This is a genomic window from Pseudomonas sp. ADAK7, from assembly GCF_012935675.1.
In the GTDB taxonomy this organism is placed as follows: Bacteria; Pseudomonadota; Gammaproteobacteria; order Pseudomonadales; family Pseudomonadaceae; genus Aquipseudomonas.
Window position 1 is genome coordinate 5,950,382 of the sequence record NZ_CP052861.1, and the last position, 19,615, is coordinate 5,969,996.

Below are 19,615 nucleotides of genomic sequence, written 5' to 3' on the forward strand. Positions count from 1 at the left end.
AAAGGCCTCGCAGATGCGAGGCCTTTTTTTTTGGCTGATCGTTCCCACGCTCCGCGACAATGATCGTTCCCACGCTCTGCGTGGGAATACCGCAACGGACGCTCCGCGTTCGGCTGTTGATGGGATGCGGAGCGTCCCGGGCTGCATTCCCACGCGGAGCGTGGGAACGATCATGGAGCCGAGGGTTTATCAGGCTTGGCCAGCAACGTATAAACGCACGGCAACACGAACAGGGTAAACAACGTCCCGATCGACATCCCCGTGGCGATCACCGTGCCGATATCAAAGCGGCTGACAGCGCCCGCACCGGTCGCCAGAATCAACGGCACCATGCCGAACACCATTGCCGCCGTGGTCATCAACACCGGCCGCAGACGAATGGCCGCCGCTTCTTCCACCGCTTCGCGCGGAGTCAGGCCTTTCTCCTTGCGCAGCTTGTTGGCGAACTCCACGATCAGGATCCCGTGTTTGCTGATCAGCCCGATCAACGTCACCAACCCGACCTGGGTGTAGATGTTCATGCTCGACCAGCCGAGGAACAGCGGAATCAACGCCCCGCAGATCGACAGCGGCACCGTCACCAGAATCACCAGTGGATCGCGGAAGCTTTCGAACTGCGCCGCCAGCACCAGGAAAATGATCGCCAGCGCCAGGGCGAACGTGACCCACAGCGCACTGCCTTCCTGAACGAATTGCCGTGACGTGCCGCCATAGTCAAAGGCAAAACCCACCGGCGCTTCTTCCTGGGCGATCTGGCGCACCACCTCGATGGCCTCACCCATGCTGACCAGCGGGAACCCGGTCACCGCCGCCGCGTTAAGCTGCTGGAACTGGTTCAACTGCCGTGGCCGTGCCCGGTCGGTCACGGTGATCAGGGTCGACAGCGGCAGCAGTTCGCCCTTGGTGTTCTTGACGTAGTAATTGTTCAGCCAGTCGGGGTTATCCCGGTACGCTCGTTCGACCTGCGCGATGACCTTGTAGCTGCGCCCTTCGATGGTGAACCGGTTGATCTCCGCCTCACCCAGCAACGTCGCCAGGGTGCCACCGAGGTCCTGCATCGACACGCCCATCTGGGCCGCCTTGGCGCGGTCGATATCCACCACCACTTCCGGCTTGTCGAACGCCAGGTCGATGTCGACGAAGGCAAACTTGCCGGACTCCAGCGCGCGTTTTTTCACCCGATCGGCCACGTCCAGCAGCGACGCGTAGTCGTTGGCGGTGTTGATGATGAACTGAAACGGCAAGCCTTCACCGGTGCCCGGGAGGGACGGCAGGTTGAAGCCGAAAATCTGCAAGCCGGGAATGCTCCCCAGTTTTTCCTGGACCTCGGGCAGGATCTGCATTTGCGTGCGACCGCGCTCGTTCCACGGTTTGAGCAGGAAGCCGCCGATACCCGATTGCACACCGTTGAAACCATTGATCTGGAACGAGGAGTAGTACTCGGGAAACTCCTTGAAGATTGTGATGAATTCGTCGGTGTAGGTATTCAGGTAATCGAGGTTGGTCGGCTGCGGGGCGTTGGCCATCATGAAAATGATGCCCTGGTCCTCGTCCGGTGCCAGTTCCGTTTTGGCGAACTTGAGAAACACCGGGATCAGGCACAGCACGATGACCGCGAACACCAGCACCACCGGCCGGGTGTTGAGTGTGCCGTGCAGCATGCTTTGATAACGGCGCTTGAGGCCTTCGAAAATCAGGTCGAGGCGATGGGCCAGGCCGCTGGGATTGGTGTCGTGGCGCAGCAAATAGGCGCACATCATCGGCGACAGGGTCAGGGCAACGATGCCGGAAATCACCACCGCCCCGGCCAGGGTCAGGGCGAACTCCTTGAACAGCGCCCCGGTGAGCCCGGTGAGGAACCCGATCGGCGCATACACCGCCGCCAGGGTAATGGTCATGGAAACCACCGGCATGGCGATTTCCCGGGCGCCTTCGATGGCCGCGTCGAGCGGTGTCTTGCCTTCCTCGATGTGGCGGTGAATGTTTTCCACCACCACAATCGCATCGTCCACCACCAGGCCGATGGCCAACACCATCGCCAGCAGGGTCAGCAGGTTGATCGAGTACCCCATCATCTGCATGAAGAACATCACGCCGATCATCGACAGCGGGATGGTCACCACCGGGATCACCACCGAACGCAGGGCGCCGAGGAACAGGAACACCACGACGATGACGATCAGCACCGCTTCAAACAGGGTTTTGATCACCTCATTGATCGAAGCCTGGATAAACAGCGTGGCGTCGTAGGCGATTTCGCTTTTCAGATTGGGCGGCAACTGGGCTTCCAGCTCCGGCATGATCTTGCGCACTTCCTTGATCACGTCCAGCGGGTTGGCGCCGGGTGTCGCCTTGATGCCGATGTACACCGACGGTGTGCCACCGAACGAGCTGATGGCGTTGTAGTTCTCGGCGCCCATTTCCACCCGCGCCACATCGCTGAGCAGCACCCGGCTGTCACCGTCGACCTTGAGCGGAATCGCGGCGAAGGCCTCGGCGGACTTGAGTTCGGTGTTGGCGTTGATGCTGGTGACCACGTATTCGCCTTTCACCTCGCCGGCGGCGGAGAGGAAGTTGTACTGGCGCACCGCGTTGGTCACGTCGCTGGCACTCAGGCCGAACCCGGCGAGTTTCACCGGGTCGAGCCACAGGCGCATGGCGAACACCTGGTTGCCGAGAATCTCGGCTTCGGCCATGCCGGGCAGTGTCGCCAGTTTCGGCTGGATAACCCGGGACAGGTAATCGGTGATCTGCGGGTTGCTCAGTTCCTTGCTGAAATAGCTGATGTACATCAGCGCCGAGGCGTCGGCGGCTTCCTTGCTCAGCACCGGGTCTTCGGCGTCCTGGGGCAGCTTGTTCTTCACCTCGTTGGCCTTGGCCAGCAACTCGGTGAACAGGCGGTCGCTGTTGGAGCCGATACGCGCGTAGATCGAAATCACCGAGAAGTTCTGGCGACTGACCGAGGTCATGTAGTCGATGCCCTCGGCGCTTGCCAGGCTTTGCTGCATCGGTTGGGTAATGTAGCCCTGGATCGTTTCGGCGTTGGCCCCGGGGTAGGCGGTGGTCACCGTGATCAGGGCGTTTTCCATTTGCGGGTATTGGCGCAGCGGCAGCTTGCTCCAAGCCTGGAAGCCCAGTAGCACAATCAGCAGGCTGACCACCGTGGCGAGCACCGGGCGGCGGATGAACGGATCGGTAAAAGCCATGAGGATTCCTTGATCAGTCAGTACGTGGCTGACTGTTCTTATCGGTCAGGGTCTTGTCGTCGCTGATGGCAATGTGTGCGCCGTTGTCCAGTTTGATCTGGCCGGCCGTGACCACTTGTTCGCCGCTCTGCACACCTTTGTTGATCATCACCAGGCCATCGCGGCGTTCACCGGTTTCGATAAACCGTCGCTCGGCGATCAGGATCGGTTGGCCCTTGTCGTCTTTTTCCAGCGTGCCGTCTTCGGCTTTCTTCTGCCCGACCACGTACAGCGAGTTGCCATACAGGGTGTAGGTGATCGCACTTTCCGGTACGACGATGTGCTTTTGCGGGTCCGGCAGCATCACCTGCAGGCTGGCGAACATCCCCGGCAGCAACTTGCCATCCGGATTGGCCAGGGTCGCGCGGACGAGGATGTTGCGCGTGCTGTTTTCGACCTTCGGGTTGATCGCGCTGATGGTGCCGGGGAAGCTTTGCGTCGGGTAGGCGGCGACGATGACCTGGATCGGTTGGCCGAGGGCGATCTTCGGCACCGATTGCTCGGGCAGGAAAAAGTCGACGTACAGGCTGCTAAGGTCTTGCAGGGTCGCGACCATGGTGCCGCTGGCGAGGTAGTCGCCGACGTCCACCTGACGAATGCCGATGGTGCCGCTGAATGGCGCGAGGATGCGTTTCTTCGCCAGGGATGCCTTGAGCTGATTGACCGTGGCCTTGTTCTTTTGCAACTGCGCCGAGAGCCGGTCGTACTCGCCTTTGGAGATCGCCCGGCTATCGACCAACTGACTGCCGCGACCGAAATCCAGTTGCGCCAGCCCGAGGTCGGCCTGGGCGGTTTCCAGCAGGGCGCTTTCCACGGCGCTGTCCAATTGCAACAGCGGTTGCCCGGCCTTGACCTTCTGCCCTGACTCGAACATCAGCTCTTTGACGGTGCCGGCGATCTCCAGGCTCAGGTTCACTCCCTGCAATGCCTTGAGCGTGCCGACGGTGGGCAAGCGCATCTGCCACGGCTGTTCGGCGGCCGTGGCCACGGCGACGCTGATAGGCGGTTTCGGCTTGGCGAAACCCTGGACCATCGTGTAGATCGAAAAGGCTTTGTACCCGCCCAGGGCCAGCACAATAAGCAGGACAACTCCCAACATGATCAGCATGCGGCGACGCAGCATATTTCCACTTCCTTGGAGAAAATCAGGTGAGACAGGCGGGAACATTACTCCGAGTGTGGCAGTGAATCCAACTGGCACTTATTACAGGATGACGCAAAACCTGCAGGAGCAAAGCTTGCTCGCGATGGCGGTGTGTCAGCGTACGAATAGGCTGGCTGATACACCGCCATCGCGAGCAAGCTTTGCTCCTACAGAGGAGGGGGAATCAGATCAGGTGCAGATGGTTATCCCAGAGCCCTGCCGGCAGCTCCAGCGGTTTTGCAACCAGATCTGTCTGGCGACAATCGTAGTACCGGCAGCGGCCCTGACCCGAGGTCACGACAAACCCGTCGGCCACGGCACCCACGCCGGCGCAATCGGGCAACGGCGCATCCAGGCGCACTTCGCCGCTGTCCAGGTCCCAGATGAAAAAGCGATTGCCTCGCGGCGCCGTCAACGCGACCAGGCGCAACTCGCTGTGCACCGCGACGCTGGCGGTATAGTGCCCCATCGCCTGCAACTGATGCTCCGGCACCGGGAACGCCACGAATGGCTGGCCCGGACGCTTGATCGCCAGCAACTCCGAGGACTCGTGGGACGGCCCCATGAATTGCTGGCTGGCGAGGACGGTGCCGTCGCTGGCAATGCCTAGGTGGCGCACGCTGTTCATCTGCTGAGCGAGGGTTTCCTTGCTCAACAGCGTGCCGTCGCGCTGCATCAGCACCAGGCTCGGCTCCATGGCGTTGAGGTTCATCTCGACCCGGCTTTCGGCCTCGGTGCGAATCCCGCCGTTGGCCACCACCAGGGTTTCACCGTCGGGCATCCACGACACCTGATGCGGGCCGACGCCGTGAGTAGGAATCTCGCCGCTGTGGATAAGTCGCTCGCCCTCGAACTTATACACACCGAGCAAGCCACGACCCGGATCGGACGTGTCGTTCTCGGTGGCGTACAAGAATTCGCCATCCTTGTGGATCACCGCGTGCCCGTAGAAATGCCGGTTCGGCTGCGAGGTCACGGTCTGCAGCAACGTGCCGTCACGCAGGTCGATCAAGTAACTCTCGGTCCCCGGACGCCGCGCCACGAACAGCGCCATCGCCAGGGTCGGGTGATTGATGATGTCGTGACAGCGCTGGCCGACCTCTGTGGCGAACACCCGGGTGCCGTCCAACCGATAACCGACGGCGTAATGCTTGCCGTCGGTATCGTCCCGCGCCGACAGCAGCAGCGGGCTCTGGTCCTTGCGTTTGAACAGCGTCCAGCCGCCCAGCGTCACTGCTCCCAGCAGCAAACTACCTAAAGTCAGAGCCTGACGTCGCAGCATGGCACTTGCCCTCATCAGTCACCGTCGTTGGCGTTGAAGCCCAGTTGGATGCCCAGCGCCTTGGCCAGTTCGCCTTCGTGCAGGCGATGGACGACGTTGAGGCTGTCGTAGAGATCGTTGAGTTGCTGGCGACCGGCATCGTCGTTGAGCATTTCGCTCAGCGAGCGCTGGTTGCTGGCGAACAGTTTGAGCGAGGCGGCGTAGGCGGCGTCGATCTTGTCGGCCAACGGTTTCTGCTCGCTCGGCAACAGACCGCGCAGGCCTTTGTTGTCGACACCTTCCCAGACCGTTTTGGCGGCGGCGAGGCTGGCTTCGAGGCCAGTCAGGGAAGACTGGCTGCGCCACGCATCCGCCTGGAACGGCTGCGGCACACCCTTGGTCTGGCGGCCCATCGGCGTGCCGAGTTTTTTCTTCAAGGTGTCGAGGGCGGTGACTTGCACCCGCAGCAAGTCGGCGATCGCTTCGTGGGAATCGGCATAGCGCTGGTTCGGGAACTTGCTCATCTGCGCGAGCATGCCGTCGGTGTTGTTCCAGCTTTGCAGAATCTCTTCGGCCAGCAGTTTCTGCCGTTCGCCAATGGCTTTGAGCAGCGGGCAGTACTTGGCTTTCTGCGCGTCGTTGGCCACGTCAGGCTTGCTGTCGAACAGAATGTATTCGTAGGCCGAGAGGCCCTGAACCACCACGCTCGATTTGGCCAGGGCGGCGGCATCGATTTGCGGCTGGGCGGTGACCAGTTGCTCGACCTGACGGCCGACCAGATTCTTCTTGTCCGGCCAGAATTGCACCTGCCACGAACGGTTGCCCTCGGCCAGCGGGCCGATCAGCAACGGTTGCAGTTCGGCCCAGGCTTTCTGCGCGTGCAGGAAGTCGTTGCGAGCGGTTTCGAGGTCTGCCTTGCCTTCGCAATAGGCGAGGGCGCTGATGGCCAGTTGGCGGTCGGCGTCAACCCAACGGCTGTACGTCGGCAGGATCACTTGCTTGGCGATGGCCGCCGAGGTCACGGCTTGCGGATCCTGCGGCGAACAGGCGCCGAGGGCAAGCGCTGCAAGGCTGGTGAACAACAATTTGGGACGGAACATGTCGGGCTCCCGATTCTTTTTTAAAGTGCTTAGAGAGAATTCAAAAACGCCAGCAACGCAGCGCGCTGCTCGGCATTGAAAGACAAAACCTGTTGCTGCGCCGCGCTCGCTTCGCCGCCATGCCAGAGCACGGCTTCAAGCAGATTGCGCGCGCGGCCGTCATGCAAAAACTGGGTGTGACCGCTGACCGCTTGGGTCAGGCCAATGCCCCACAACGGCGGGGTGCGCCAGTCGCGGCCACTGGCTTTAAATTCGGTGCGGTTGTCGGCCAGGCCGTCGCCCATGTCATGCAGCAGCAGATCGCTATAGGGGCGAATCACTTGATTGGCCAGTTCAGGTTCGGCGGCGTTGGCGGCGGTGGTGTATTTCGGCGTGTGACAGGACTGGCATCCCGCCTGGAAAAACAGATTCTTGCCGGCCAGCACTTGCGGCGCACTGACATCGCGGCGAGCGGGCACGGCGAGGTTGCGGCTGTAGAACAGCACCAGGCGCAGGATGTTATCGCTGACTTCCGGCTCGCCATTCGGGCCATTGCCGTTGGGCGCTTGCTTGCAGGCGGTTTGCGCGTCGGTGCAGTCATCGAAGGGCCGCAGGCTGGTGGTCAGGCCCATGTCACCAGAGAATGCGTGAACATTCTGTTGATTGAGGTTCGGTTGCCCGGCCTTCCAGCCGAATCGGCCGAGAACGGTTTTTTGCTGGGCGTCGTCCCAGACCTGGTTCGGGCGCCCGGCGATGCCGTTTTTGTCTTTAGCCTGGGCCGCGGCGTTGGCCAGGATTGCCTCGTCGGGGATCGCTTCGAGCAGGCCCAGGCCGATCATCGGCGGGGCGACGCGCGCCGAGAACCGCGTGTCGGGGTGCATCGGGCCGTAGCCCAGTTGGGTGATCTGCAGAACCGGTTTGCGCAGTTCGACTTCAGTGCCGTCCTTGAAGCGAATCGGCACGGGCGTGTAGTCGACGCGGACTTTGCCTTCCGGGACGACACCGGGCACCGACATGTCCTGGAACTGGCCACCGTAGACCGGCTCCGGGACCACGCCCAAGTGCTCGATGACCTTGGCGTAGGCCGGCGTATCGGGGATCGACAGGCGCACCAGCATCGACACCGCATTCGCCGCATCAGGCGTCGGCGGATGACCGCGACCGTCCTTGATGTGGCAGTTCTGGCAGGCGTTGGTGTTGAACAACGGGCCGAGGCCATCCCGGGCGGTGGTGGTCGACGGCGCGATCACCCAGGGACTGCGGAAAAAACTGTTACCGACGCTGAAATCCACCCGTCGTGACGGCGGCAGATTGGCCGAGGGCAGGGAAAAGGAATTCTGATCGGTCTTGCGCACCGTCGCGCTGCCACCGGACCGGGCTTCACCGGGTTCGGCCTGGGTAAAACGCGGGGCGTCATCGCAGGCACTCAGGCCCAGGGCCATGAACAGGGTGCACCAGCGAAGAGGCAACGATGGCATCAGACTTCCTGACGGGCGAGCAAAATAAGGGCGCAAAGTCTAACAGGGCGGGGGAATTTGAATAAGAGGAATTATCGTTTGGTTGATGTGGGACAGGTTTCCCCGAATACCACGGTCACTGCGATCCAATGTAGGAGCGAAGCTTGCTCGCGAAAGCGGCGTGTCAGTCACCAAAGAGGTTGCATGTTAAGCCGTCTTCGCGGGCAAGCCTCGCTCCTACAAGGGATTGTGTTCTGGCGGGAATGAAAAAGGCGACCCGAAGGTCGCCTCTTTATCCAGCCTGCGTTGATCAGAACTCGTGATCAGCGTTGTCCGGGTTCAGGTCGCTGATGCCCAGTTTGCCAGCGGCGGCTTCGATCGAACCGGTCTGCTTGACCAGCGATGCAATGGCGTCACGAACGATCTGGTTGCCAGCGGTGTTGCCGGCAGCGATCAACTGGTCGTAGTGCTCACCCTTGTTGGCGTGGTCGACCATGACCTGGATCTTGGCTTCGGTCGCAGCCAGGTCGGCTTTCAGTGCGGTGTCGGCAGCCGGGTCGGCCTTGGCCACCAGGGACGACAGGCTGGCGCCGGTCATTTTGGTGCCGTCGACGCGGGTGTATTCACCCAGGTAAACGTTACGCACGCCTTTGGCATCGTAGAAGTGCGAGTTGTGGGTGTTGTCGCTGAAGCAATCCTGTTCGTCTTCCGGGGAGTTGGCTTCCAGGGACACCTTCATGCGCTCGCCCGCCAGTTCGCCCAAGGACAGGCTGCCCATGCCGAACAGCATTTTGCGCAGGCCGGTTTCGCCAGGCTCGGCTTCCAGGGTGGCGCGGTAGTTGTCGGCCACGTTCGGCTTCCAGTTACCGACCATTTCTTGCAGGTCGCTGACCAGCAGTTGGGTCACGGATTTCAGGTAGGCACGGCGACGATCGTTATGACCGCCAGTCGCGCCTTTGCCTTCCAGGTAATCGGAAGCAGGACGGTTGCCGGCGCCAGGGCCGGTGCCGTTCAGGTCCTGGCCCCAGAGCAGGAATTCGATGGCGTGGTAGCCGGTGGCGACGTTGGCTTCGGCGCCGCCCAGTTCGTTCAGGCTGGCGAGTTTTTCCGGGGTGATGTCTTTGACGTCGACCTTGTCTTCGCCGACCTGGACTTCGGTGTTGGCGATGATGTTGGCGGTAGCGCCCGGGTTACCCAGTGCGTGTTCGTAGGATTTGTCGACGTAGTCGATCAGGCCTTCGTCCAGTGGCCAGGCGTTCACCTGACCTTCCCAGTCGTCGATGATGGTGTTGCCGAAGCGGAACACTTCGCTCTGCAGGTAAGGAACGCGAGCGGCAACCCAGGCAGCCTTGGCGGCTTTCAGGGTGTCGGCGTTCGGCTTGGCGAGGAAGGCGTCGACGGCAGTTTGCAGGGTCTTCGCGGTAGATTCGGCATCGCTGTAAACGGCGAAGACCATGTCGGCGTAATGCGCGACCACGGCTTTGGCGGCGGCTTCGTCGACTTTACCGGCGGCGGCTGGCGCTGCAGCTGGGGCCGCGGCAGTGGTGCTGGCGGCCGGCGCAGGCGTTGGCGCAGCGGCGTTCTTGTCTTTGCCTTCGCCGCAACCGGCGAGGGAAATAGCGATGGCCAACAGACTGGCGGTAGCCAGAGGCATACGAATCATGGCGAACATCCTGCTTCGATTGGGGGTGGAATGGCGCCAGGGGCGCGCAAAGCTGCGACATAATGCAAATCTTTCGCATTATGTGTAAAGGGGTTGTGGTTGGAAATATTTCTTATTCAGGGGTTGTGGTGCGGTAGATCAAAAGATCGCAGCCCTGTAGCAGCTGGCGAAGCCTGCGTTCGGCGGCGAAGCCGTCGTGAAATCATGCACTTCGGTGTAGCAGGCAGACCGCAGCGCCTGAATTTACGACGGTTCCGCCGCCGAACGCAGGCTTCGCCAGCTGCTACATAGTTCCTGTATCAGAGGATGGCCGCGTTACTGCGCTGGGCCTGCTTCAAGTAGGCACTCAACTCCCGTGCCGGCAGCGGTTTGCTGTAGTGGTAACCCTGACCTTCGTGGCAACCTTCGGAAATGATGTAGGCCTCTTGCTCGGCGGTTTCCACGCCTTCGGCAATCACCTGCATGCCCAGGCTCTTGCCCAACTGGATGATCGCTCGAACGATGGTGGCATCGTCGTCGTCATCGAGCAGGTCCTGGACGAAGCTCTTGTCGATCTTGATCTTGTCCAGGGGCAGGCTTTTCAGATAGCTGAGCGATGAATAGCCGGTGCCGAAGTCGTCAATGGCAATCAACGCACCGGAGCGGCGCAGGCTCAGCAAGTGCTGGGCGGCGGTGCTGATGTCTTCCATCAGGCCGGTTTCGGTAACTTCCAGTTCCAGGCTGCGCGGCGGCAGGCGATAGATCTGCAACAGGTTGTTGACCACCCGTGGCAGCTCGGCGTGGTGCAGTTGCACGGTGGACAGGTTCACCGCCATGCGCAGGTCGGCGAAACCCTGGTCATGCCATTCGCGCAACTGCTTGCAGGCCTGATCCAGCACCCATTCGCCGATGGCGATGATGGTGCCGTTCTGCTCGGCCAGCGGGATGAACAGGTCTGGCGGCACCAACCCGTGCTCGGGGTGTTGCCAGCGAATCAACGCTTCGACGCCCACCACCCGGTGATCGCGGTAGCTGATCTGCGGTTGGTAGACGAGATAGAACTGATCCCGGGTCAGGGCATCGCGCAGGTCTTTTTCCAGTTCGCGGCGTCGGCGCATCTCGCTGTCGACGCTGGCGATATAGAACTGATAGCGGTTGCGCGAGCGAGTCTTGGCCAGGGTCATGGTCTGCTCGGCTTTTTGCAGCAGCTTTTCGGTGCTGTCGCCATCCTCGGGGAACAGGGTGATGCCGATGGTGGCGCGCAGACGAATCTCTTGATGATCGAGGGCAAACGCCGCTTCCAGGTCATCGAGGATGCTTTGCGCCAGTTCGGCCGCTTCGTAGGGTTGTTCGATGTCGGCCTGGACCAGCGCAAACTGGTCGCCGCCCAGGCGGGCGAGGGCGCCGAGGCGGCCGCTGTGGGCGCGCAGTCGATCGGCCAGGGCCAGCAACAGTTGGTCGCCGGTCTGGTAGCTGAATTGTTCGTTGATGCCCTTGAAGTCATCCAGGCCAACGACCAGCACCGCGACCCGGCGTTGCAACTTACCAGCGTCGACGAGAATTTTGTCCAGTTGTTGCTGCAATTGTTGGCGATTCGGCAAACCAGTAAGGAAATCGTACTGGGCCATGCGCAGCAGGCTGTTTTCCGCTTCGTGGCGCAGGTGGGTGTTGCGCTCGATGGATTCGAGCAACTGGTTGGCGGTGTTGATCCAGATCCCCAGTTCGTTCTTTTCGTGGCCCTTGATCTGCGGGATCTTGTGTTCGCTGGGGCGGTCGGGGTTGATTTCGGTCAGGTGCTCGATGATCCGCGACAGCGGCTTGGTCAGCAGCCAGTGGTAAACCAGGTACAGCACCAGGCCCATGGCGAGGGCGCGCAACACGCCGGAAATGAAGATGATTACCGAACTGACGATGAAACCCTGGCCATAGGTGGCGGTGTCGAGGGTGATGCTCAGGTCGCCGTAATATTCGCTGTAGGGCCCACGGCCCACCAGTTGGGTGGTGAACGTGCGTTCCTGGCCGAGGATCAGGTCGGTCAGCCAGCGGCTGTTGGAATGCTGCAGTTCGCGGGACTTTTGCGCGAGCATGGCTTCGTTGGGATGACCAATGGAGGCCTGGCGCACGGCGTCGTCCTGGAACAGGCCTTCGATGACTTGCATGCCCATTTCCCGGTCCAGGCTGTAGACGGCCTGGGTCGAGGGGTCGCGGAACATGTCGAGGATGCGCTGGGCATCACCGGCCACGGCCTGGCGTGTTTTATAGGCATCGAAAACGATCTGCGCGCAGCTCAAGACCACGCCGACGATCAATGCCGACAGGAGCACGACCCGGAGCAACTTCACCGACAAGCTGTTCTTGAGTTCCAGCTTCAAAGGGTTATTCCTTGTTCCGTGCGGGTAGCATCAAGTTGCCATGAGTATTGGCAATCCCGTGATGGCAGTCAAAGGGACAATCAAGCTCAGGGGATTTTGCCTGTAGCTTGGCCAATATGCTGGTGTTTTGAGTGTTTGTCCTATTTGTATTGTGTCGGTAGTTTTGGCCTTCAACTTGAGGGGGATCGGGACTATTTTTCCTTTGGGTTGATGTTAGTCCGCTGTGGCGTTGGGGCAAGGGGCTCCCAGCTTGTTTCATCGTAGGAAATTGCGATCGGGCTTGTGGGGCACCTTGGCGGCCTTCGGGCCGACCATGCTCTTGGTGATGGTGTACATATCCGTTGCTGCGGTAACGGCGGATTATGGTTTCGCCCTTACGGCGAGTCCCTTTGGCAAACGCCCCAAAGGAACCAAAGGTCTCGCCCCGGCGTCCGGCCCCTCGCCTGGGCTCGGTGTTCCCTCGCTCCGGTCCTGCTCCGTGGGCCCGCCGCCATCGGCCATCCATGGCCGGGGGCGGCTAGCCCGGCATCCATGCCGGGCTGCCCACTGCGCAGAACCTCCACTCGGCCTCCCGAAGGGGCGGGTAGGGCAAGATCAAGGGCAGGCGAGCTAACGCTCGGCCTAATGAGTGGTGAAAAGCGGTTGGCGTGCGCCGTTTTTGCTTTTGCTTTTTGATCGTTCCCACGCTCTGCGTGGGAATGCCGCCAGGGACGCTCCGCGTTCCGTTTTTGTTTAATTGTTTGCGAAAATACCAGACGTTTCCCACGAGGTTTTCAGGTTGCCGGTAGGAAGTGGGTTCAATAACCTTTTGGGGGTCGCTGAAAACTCAGCGATCGGGTGTGAGAACCCGGCTAGTCATAGTCATCCAGCGCCAGTATCCGCATAATTGCCGCCAATCTGCTGCAAATGCGTTATGGCGGCTGTGTGCGGGCGGACTTCGGTCCGGCCGGGTGTCTATGACCGGTTTCTCACCTCGCACATAGCTGCCACCTCTTCGTCGCGTGAGAAACGGCAAGGGATCGGCACCCAACGCATAGGCATTCCTTTGGATAAATTAATCCCAGACCCACCCTACAAATCCAACCCCATGTTCCAGGTTTCCCAGGACATGAACATCGAAACCCTCCTGGCCCACGCCTGTGAGTCATTGGCTTCGGCAAGTGTCCTGGCCAGCGATTTCGCCACCTACCTGAGCGGTTCCCAACGCAGCACGGCATTAGCCATTGCGCAGGTCGTCATGCTGGCGGATCTTGCCGTGAACCGGGCATTGGATATCGTCGATCCTCAGGACTAGGTTTCGTCAGATTGACCGTGTCATCGTTCTTCGCGGGCAAGCCTCGCTCCTACAGGGGGATGCATTCCAAATGTAGGAGCGAGGCTTGCCCGCGAAGGCGTCAGAACAAACCCCACCTTCCCGACGCCCATAAAAAAACCCGACCTAAGCCGGGTTTTTTTGACTGGTTTCGATCTTAAGCGGTGAAGGTTTTGCCTTCGAACTGCTCAGCCACGAATTTCCAGTTGACCAGGTTCCAGAACGCTTCGACGTACTTCGGACGAACGTTGCGGTAGTCGATGTAGTAAGCGTGTTCCCAGACGTCGCAGGTCAGCAGCGGGGTGTCGCCGTTGGTCAGCGGGTTGCCGGCGCCGATGGTGCTGGCCAGGGCCAGGGAACCGTCAGCCTTTTTCACCAGCCAGCCCCAGCCGGAACCGAAGGTGCCGATCGAGGTTTTGCTGAATTCTTCTTTGAACTTGTCGAACGAACCGAACGAAGCGTTGATGGCTTCAGCCAGCGCGCCGGTAGGTTGACCGCCGGCGTTTGGCGCCAGGCAGTTCCAGTAGAAGGTGTGGTTCCAGACCTGAGCGGCGTTGTTGAAGATACCGCCCGAAGAAGATTTGACGATTTCTTCCAGGGTCTTGCCTTCGAACTCGGTGCCTGGCACCAGGTTGTTCAGGTTCACGACGTAGGTGTTGTGGTGCTTGTCGTGGTGATATTCCAGAGTTTCCTTGGAAATGTGCGGCTGCAGGGCATCGTGTGCGTAGGGCAGCGGCGGCAATTCGAAAGCCATGATGATTCTCCTAATCAGGTCAGTTGCGGTGAGCGCAAGGCCGATCACGGGCGGCCAGACAAGCGCCGGGGAGTTTGTACTCTTTGCGGCGCATCGAACCGGATCATAGCACCGGGGGTGCGGCATAACCACGCAACAACTGTGTGGAATAGAGGTTCCAGAGCCTTTTGGAATAAGTTAAGGAGCGGTGATTAGCTGGAACGCTACGGTGAACATCATCACGGCTACCAACAAGTCGAGAATCCGCCAGGTACTCGGCCGTGCCAGCCACGGCGCCAGCCATGCCGCGCCCAGCGCCAACGTAAAGAACCACAATAAAGAAGCACTCGCCGCGCCGACGACATAGGCGCCCGGCTCGGTTTGTTGCGCGCCGAGGGAGCCGATCAGCAAAACCGTATCCAGATAAACGTGCGGATTGAGCAGGGTCACCGCCAAGGCACTGAGCATCACCGCCCGCAACGAACGCACGGTCTGGTTTTCGTCCTGACTCAAACTCTGTTTCGCGCAGGCCCGGCGCAATGCCTGGCTGCCGTACCAAATCAGAAACGCCGCGCCACCCCAACGGGCCACCGCCAGCAGCGTCGGGTTATGCGCCAGCACCGTCGCCAGGCCGAACACGCCCGCAGCCACCAGCAGCGCATCGCAAACGACGCACAGTGCCGCCACCGGCAGGTGATGTTCGCGGCGCAGGCTTTGGGCCAGCACAAACGCGTTCTGGGTGCCGATCGCCATGATCAGCCCCGCCGCGACCAACAGGCCGTTTACATAGCTTTGCCACATGAGGGTCTACTCCGCGTTGGCTGCCAGGTCCCGTAGCACTTGCATGGCGCGTTCGGCGTCGGCTTGGCCGACGAATAAATGGTCGTGGTAATAACCGGCGATCACGTTGCAACTGATCCCGGCCTTACCCAGCGCCGTGGCGAACGCGGCGGTCAGGCCGACGGCTTCAAGGGCCGAATGCACGTTCAAGGTGATCCACGCGGCGATGTAGTCGAAGCTGAAACCGGCCTTTTCGGCGTGGGATTTTTCCAGAATGACGGTCAGGCCTTCCTGCTCGCGGAAGCTGCCGACAAGCTCCAGGCCCGCCGGCAACGTGCCGTCGCGCAATGTACAAAACACGTACTCGCCGACGTTGAGTTGCGGGCTCATGCTGCGCAGCAGGGTTGCCAATGAGGTTTCGCCAGCCATGTCGGTATTCCTTGTGAAAGAGTTCTTGCTGGCCATTCTCCAGCGCAACGCTGTATAAGAAAAACCAATAGTGCTGATCGCTCATTAGGAAAACTGATGTTCGACTATAAATTGCTTTCTGCCTTGGCCGCCGTGGTCGAGCAGGCCGGATTCGAACGCGCCGCGCAGGTGTTGGGTTTGTCGCAATCGGCGATTTCCCAGCGGATCAAGTTGCTGGAAGCGCGGGTCGGCCAACCGGTGTTGGTGCGGGCGACGCCGCCAGCGCCGACTGAAATCGGTCGGCGTTTGCTCAACCATGTGCAGCAGGTGCGCTTGCTTGAGCGGGATTTGCTGACCCTGGTGCCGGCGCTGGATGAAGCAGGCCTGCCGGAACGCCTGCGTATCGCCCTCAACGCTGACAGCCTCGCCACTTGGTGGGCCGATGGGGTGGGGGATTTTTGCGCCGAGCAACATTTGCTGATGGACTTGGTCGTTGAAGACCAGACCGTGGGCCTCAAGCGCATGCGCGCCGGAGAAGTGGCGGCGTGTCTCTGTGCCAGCGAGCGCCCGGTGGCCGGGGCTCGCAGCGTGCTATTGGGCGCCATGCGTTACCGGGCATTGGCCAGTCCGGCATTTATTGCCCGACATTTCTCCGAAGGTGTGCGCGCCGAATTATTGCCGCGCACCCCTGCACTGGTGTTTGGCCCGGATGATTTCCTACAGCATCGCTACCTTGCTTCCCTCGGCGTGGACGGCGGTTTCGAACACCATTTGTGCCCATCGTCCGAAGGTTTTATCCGCCTCACGGAAGCCGGGCTGGGCTGGGGCCTGGTGCCGGAACTGCAGGTGCGCGAGCAGCTACAACGCGGCGATTTGGTGGAGCTTTTGCCAGATAAGCCAATCGATGTGCCGCTGTACTGGCATCATTGGCGCAATGGCGGTCAGCTGCTGGGTTTACTCACTGACCAATTGGTACGTTCGTCGAAGCAATGGCTGGTGCCGTTGGACTGATGGGCAGCGTCAAGACTCACGCATTACGCAAAACGAAAGACATCGGAGCTCTACATGAAAATTCTGGTCACCGGCGCAAGCGGCTTCATTGGCGGGCGCTTTGCGCGTTTCGCCCTGGAGCAGGGCCTGGACGTGCGGGTCAACGGTCGCCGGGCCGAGGGCGTCGAGCACCTGGTACGCCGGGGCGCCGAATTTATCCAGGGTGACTTGAGCGACCCGGAACTGGTGCGCGACCTGTGCTCGGACGTCGAAGCCGTGGTGCACTGTGCCGGCGCCGTCGGTTTGTGGGGGCGCTATCAGGAGTTTCATCAGGGCAACGTCCAGGTCACCGAAAACGTGGTCGAAGCCTGCCTCAAGCAACGGGTCCGGCGCCTGGTGCATTTGTCGTCGCCATCGATCTACTTCGATGGCCGCGATCATCTGGGCCTGACCGAAGAGCAGGTGCCCAAGCGCTTCAAGCATCACTATGCGGCGACCAAGTTTCTCGCCGAACAGAAGGTTTTCGGCGCCCAGGAGTTCGGCCTCGAAACCATCGCCTTGCGCCCGCGTTTCGTCACCGGTGCCGGGGACATGAGCATCTTCCCGCGCCTGCTGAAGATGCAGCGCAAGGGGCGGCTGGCAATCGTCGGCAACGGCTTGAACAAGGTCGATTTCACCAGCATGAAAAACCTCAACGAAGCGTTGCTCAGCAGTTTGCTGGCCAGCGGTTCGGCGCTGGGCAAGGCTTACAACATCAGCAACGGTACGCCGGTGCCGTTGTGGGATGTGGTGAATTACGTGATGCGCAAAATGGACGTCCCACAGGTCACCCGCTACCGTTCCTACGGTCTGGCCTACAGCGTCGCGGCGCTCAACGAAGGTGTTTGCAAACTCTGGCCGGGGCGCCCCGAGCCGACCCTGTCGCGCCTGGGCATGCAGGTGATGAACAAAAATTTCACCTTGGACATCAGCCGCGCCCGGCATTATCTGGACTACGATCCGAAAGTCAGCCTCTGGACCGCCCTCGACGAGTTCTGCACCTGGTGGAAGGCTCAGGATATTCGCTGACAGGCGTAGGACCTGTCTCGATACTGAACCGAGTGCGGGGTTGAGGGTCAACCCATGCGGCAGTGAGGGTTATACTTCGCCGCATCAAGCCATCACCGCGTTTCACAAAGGTTGCCTCAATGTCCATGCGTAACGATGCCAACGACGACTTCGATGATGTACCGAGCCTGCGTGCCGACCCCCTCGATGACGACGACTTTCCAACCACACCGGCCGCCCGTGAACGCACCACCGTGCACTCGCGTCCAGTGCCAGTGGCCAAGGTCAAAAGCGCCAGCACCGGGCCGTTGTGGGCACTGGTCGGTGCCTTGTTCTTCGCTTGCGCAGGCCTGGCCTGGTGGAGTTTCCAGCAGATCTCGCTGATGGAGCAGCAACTGGTGGCGACCCAGGAAAGTTTCGCGCGGATCAGTGAGGAAGCGGCGGGGCGTTTGCAGGACATTTCCGGCAAGGTGGTGGCCAGCCAGTCGAATGTCTCCAGCGACAGCGAAGCCCTGAAACTGCAGATCAAACAACTGGAAAGCAAACTCCAGGACCAGAGCCAGGCCCAACTGGGTGTGGTCGGCCAGACCAGCGACCTGGACAAGCGTCTGGCGCAGATGACCGCGCAGACTACCGCGCAAACCGCGGCCAGCACCCAATTGCAGGCCCAGGTCAAAACCCTGAGCGATGAGTTGACGGCCCTGAAAAGCGCGCCCGCTGACACCAGCAAAGTCGATGCCGAGCTGAAAAGCCTCAACGCCGACATCGCGGCGCTGAAGAAACAGGGCAACCCGACTGCCGCGATCGATCGCCTGGAACAGGAAATCGTCGTGCTCAAAAGCGAGCAGGACAACCGTCCGGCGACCCCCACGCCAAACCCGACCAACACCGCCGAGTTCGACGCCTTCCGCGCCCAAACCACCCGCAACCTCAACACGCTACAGGCGCAGATCCAGAATTTGCAGCAGCAGATCAACGCCCGGGCGAAATAGCCTGGCACGCCTTGTGTAGCAGTTGGCGAAGCCTGCGTTCGGCGGCGAAGCCGTCGTAAATCCATACAACGCGGTTTGCATGACACACCGCGTCGTCTGATCGACGACGGCTTCGCCGCCGGACGCAGGCTTCGCCAGCGGCTACAGATCGCTGAATATCCATCCATATTCCCAACCCCGTCTACGCTCTTGAAACATCAACAAGAACGAGGGATGCGCTATGGGGTTTGTGCACAAGTTGGCCTGGTTGGGGGGGATGTTGTTGCTGAGCCTGGGCCAGGTTCAGGCGGCGACGGTAGCCAAGGATGACGGCCAGGCGGCCCGGGCCTTGCTGGAAAAAGCTCTGGCGTATTACCACGACAACGGCGACAGGGCTTTTGCGGCATTCAGTCGTCAGGGCGAGTTTGTCGACAAGGACCGTTACGTATTCGTGGTCGACACCAAGGGTGTCATGCTCGCCAGCGGTGGGCCGTCCTCGGCGTTGATCGGGCGTGATGTGTCCGAGACGTTGCCGCCGGATTTGCAGAAAGCCTTCAAGGACGCCTTGAAAGTGCCGGAAGGCAATGGCATTCAGCAGGCCGAATACCGTTGGCAGAACTGGGCCGACGGCAAGGTCGAACGCAAGCACGTGTTCTATCAGCGCATCGGCCAGCGGATCCTGGCGGTCGGTTACTACTTGCCCCGCGCCTCCGCGCAACAAGCCCAGGCCTTGCTCGATAAAGCCGCGGCCGACTTGGCCAAGGATGAGAAGGGCACGCTGACGGCGATCAACTCGCTCAAGGGCGGCTACTTGCAGGACGATCTATACGTCTTCGTGGTCGATCTGAATAACCAGCGCTACGTCGCCCATGGCACCAATCTAAGGCTGATCAACACCGACTTCGGCAAGGTCAATGATCCGGAAGGCAAACCGGTGGGCGAGCCGATTCTGGCGTTGATCGCCAAGCAGGATCAGGGGGAATACGAATACCGCTGGAAGAACCCGGTGACCGGGAAGGTCGAGGACAAGCATGCTTATCTGAAGAAGGTTGGGCTTTTTCTGGTGGCTGTCGGGTATTACAGCCCTTGAGCAATGATCGTTCCCACGCTCTGCGTGGGAATGCAGCCCGGGACGCTCGGCGTCCCATCCAAAGCCGAACGCGGAGCGTCCGTT

Annotated in this window: 15 protein-coding genes; 5 read left to right on the forward strand and 10 right to left on the reverse strand. The window is 60.8% G+C overall.

The genetic code is table 11. From position 1 onward, the window contains the following. Positions 1-170 precede the first annotated feature (170 nt). The 7 genes from HKK53_RS27380 to HKK53_RS27410 form a co-directional block, all read right to left on the reverse strand. Positions 171-3,206 carry a multidrug efflux RND transporter permease subunit gene (locus HKK53_RS27380; RefSeq protein ID WP_169373334.1) on the reverse strand — a complete coding sequence of 1,012 codons (3,036 nt, stop codon included), beginning with the start codon at positions 3,204-3,206 and terminating at the stop codon, positions 171-173. 13 nt (positions 3,207-3,219) lie between these two features. Next, complete coding sequence (locus tag HKK53_RS27385; RefSeq protein WP_169373335.1) at positions 3,220-4,368, reverse strand: efflux RND transporter periplasmic adaptor subunit; 1,149 nt, start codon at positions 4,366-4,368, stop codon at positions 3,220-3,222. 205 nt (positions 4,369-4,573) lie between these two features. Beyond that, on the reverse strand, positions 4,574-5,671 hold the full coding sequence (locus HKK53_RS27390) for a DUF1513 domain-containing protein (protein ID WP_169373336.1): 1,098 nt from the start codon (positions 5,669-5,671) through the stop codon (positions 4,574-4,576). Positions 5,672-5,685: 14 nt separating this feature from the next. After that, positions 5,686-6,750 (reverse strand): imelysin family protein, encoded by a 1,065-nt coding sequence (locus tag HKK53_RS27395; protein ID WP_169373337.1) that lies wholly within the window; start codon positions 6,748-6,750, stop codon positions 5,686-5,688. A gap of 29 nt (positions 6,751-6,779) precedes the next feature. Beyond that, positions 6,780-8,207, reverse strand: coding sequence for a di-heme oxidoreductase family protein (locus HKK53_RS27400; RefSeq protein WP_169373338.1), 1,428 nt, complete (start codon positions 8,205-8,207; stop codon positions 6,780-6,782). A 289-nt stretch (positions 8,208-8,496) separates the two neighbouring features. Further along, positions 8,497-9,849: an imelysin family protein gene (locus tag HKK53_RS27405; RefSeq protein WP_169373339.1), complete on the reverse strand. Its 1,353-nt coding sequence runs from the start codon at positions 9,847-9,849 to the stop codon at positions 8,497-8,499. Between the two features lie 299 nt (positions 9,850-10,148). Continuing rightward, positions 10,149-12,200: a putative bifunctional diguanylate cyclase/phosphodiesterase gene (locus tag HKK53_RS27410; protein WP_149657957.1), complete on the reverse strand. Its 2,052-nt coding sequence runs from the start codon at positions 12,198-12,200 to the stop codon at positions 10,149-10,151. Positions 12,201-13,245: 1,045 nt separating this feature from the next. Between HKK53_RS27410 and HKK53_RS27415 the strand changes: the two genes are divergently transcribed. Next, positions 13,246-13,494, forward strand: a complete 249-nt coding sequence (locus HKK53_RS27415; RefSeq protein WP_169373340.1) for a DUF6124 family protein — start codon at positions 13,246-13,248, stop codon at positions 13,492-13,494. A 175-nt stretch (positions 13,495-13,669) separates the two neighbouring features. On the opposite strand, the gene HKK53_RS27420 is transcribed toward HKK53_RS27415, so the two are convergent. From HKK53_RS27420 to HKK53_RS27430, 3 genes are all read right to left on the reverse strand, one after another. Continuing rightward, the gene (locus HKK53_RS27420; protein ID WP_008034365.1) at positions 13,670-14,266 is read right to left on the reverse strand and encodes a superoxide dismutase; all 597 of its coding nucleotides are present in this window, start codon (positions 14,264-14,266) and stop codon (positions 13,670-13,672) included. A 177-nt stretch (positions 14,267-14,443) separates the two neighbouring features. After that, positions 14,444-15,046 carry a LysE/ArgO family amino acid transporter gene (locus HKK53_RS27425; RefSeq protein ID WP_169373341.1) on the reverse strand — a complete coding sequence of 201 codons (603 nt, stop codon included), beginning with the start codon at positions 15,044-15,046 and terminating at the stop codon, positions 14,444-14,446. A 6-nt stretch (positions 15,047-15,052) separates the two neighbouring features. Beyond that, positions 15,053-15,454 (reverse strand): ACT domain-containing protein, encoded by a 402-nt coding sequence (locus tag HKK53_RS27430; RefSeq protein ID WP_169373342.1) that lies wholly within the window; start codon positions 15,452-15,454, stop codon positions 15,053-15,055. A 96-nt stretch (positions 15,455-15,550) separates the two neighbouring features. On the opposite strand from HKK53_RS27430, the gene HKK53_RS27435 reads away from it, so the two are divergent. From HKK53_RS27435 to HKK53_RS27450, 4 genes are all read left to right on the forward strand, one after another. Next, complete coding sequence (locus tag HKK53_RS27435; RefSeq protein WP_169373343.1) at positions 15,551-16,444, forward strand: LysR family transcriptional regulator ArgP; 894 nt, start codon at positions 15,551-15,553, stop codon at positions 16,442-16,444. A gap of 54 nt (positions 16,445-16,498) precedes the next feature. Then, positions 16,499-17,491, forward strand: coding sequence for an NAD-dependent epimerase/dehydratase family protein (locus HKK53_RS27440; RefSeq protein WP_169373344.1), 993 nt, complete (start codon positions 16,499-16,501; stop codon positions 17,489-17,491). Positions 17,492-17,610: 119 nt separating this feature from the next. After that, on the forward strand, positions 17,611-18,462 hold the full coding sequence (locus HKK53_RS27445; RefSeq protein WP_178117469.1) for an ATPase: 852 nt from the start codon (positions 17,611-17,613) through the stop codon (positions 18,460-18,462). Positions 18,463-18,682: 220 nt separating this feature from the next. Next, positions 18,683-19,531: a cache domain-containing protein gene (locus tag HKK53_RS27450; RefSeq protein ID WP_169373345.1), complete on the forward strand. Its 849-nt coding sequence runs from the start codon at positions 18,683-18,685 to the stop codon at positions 19,529-19,531. Positions 19,532-19,615 lie beyond the last annotated feature (84 nt).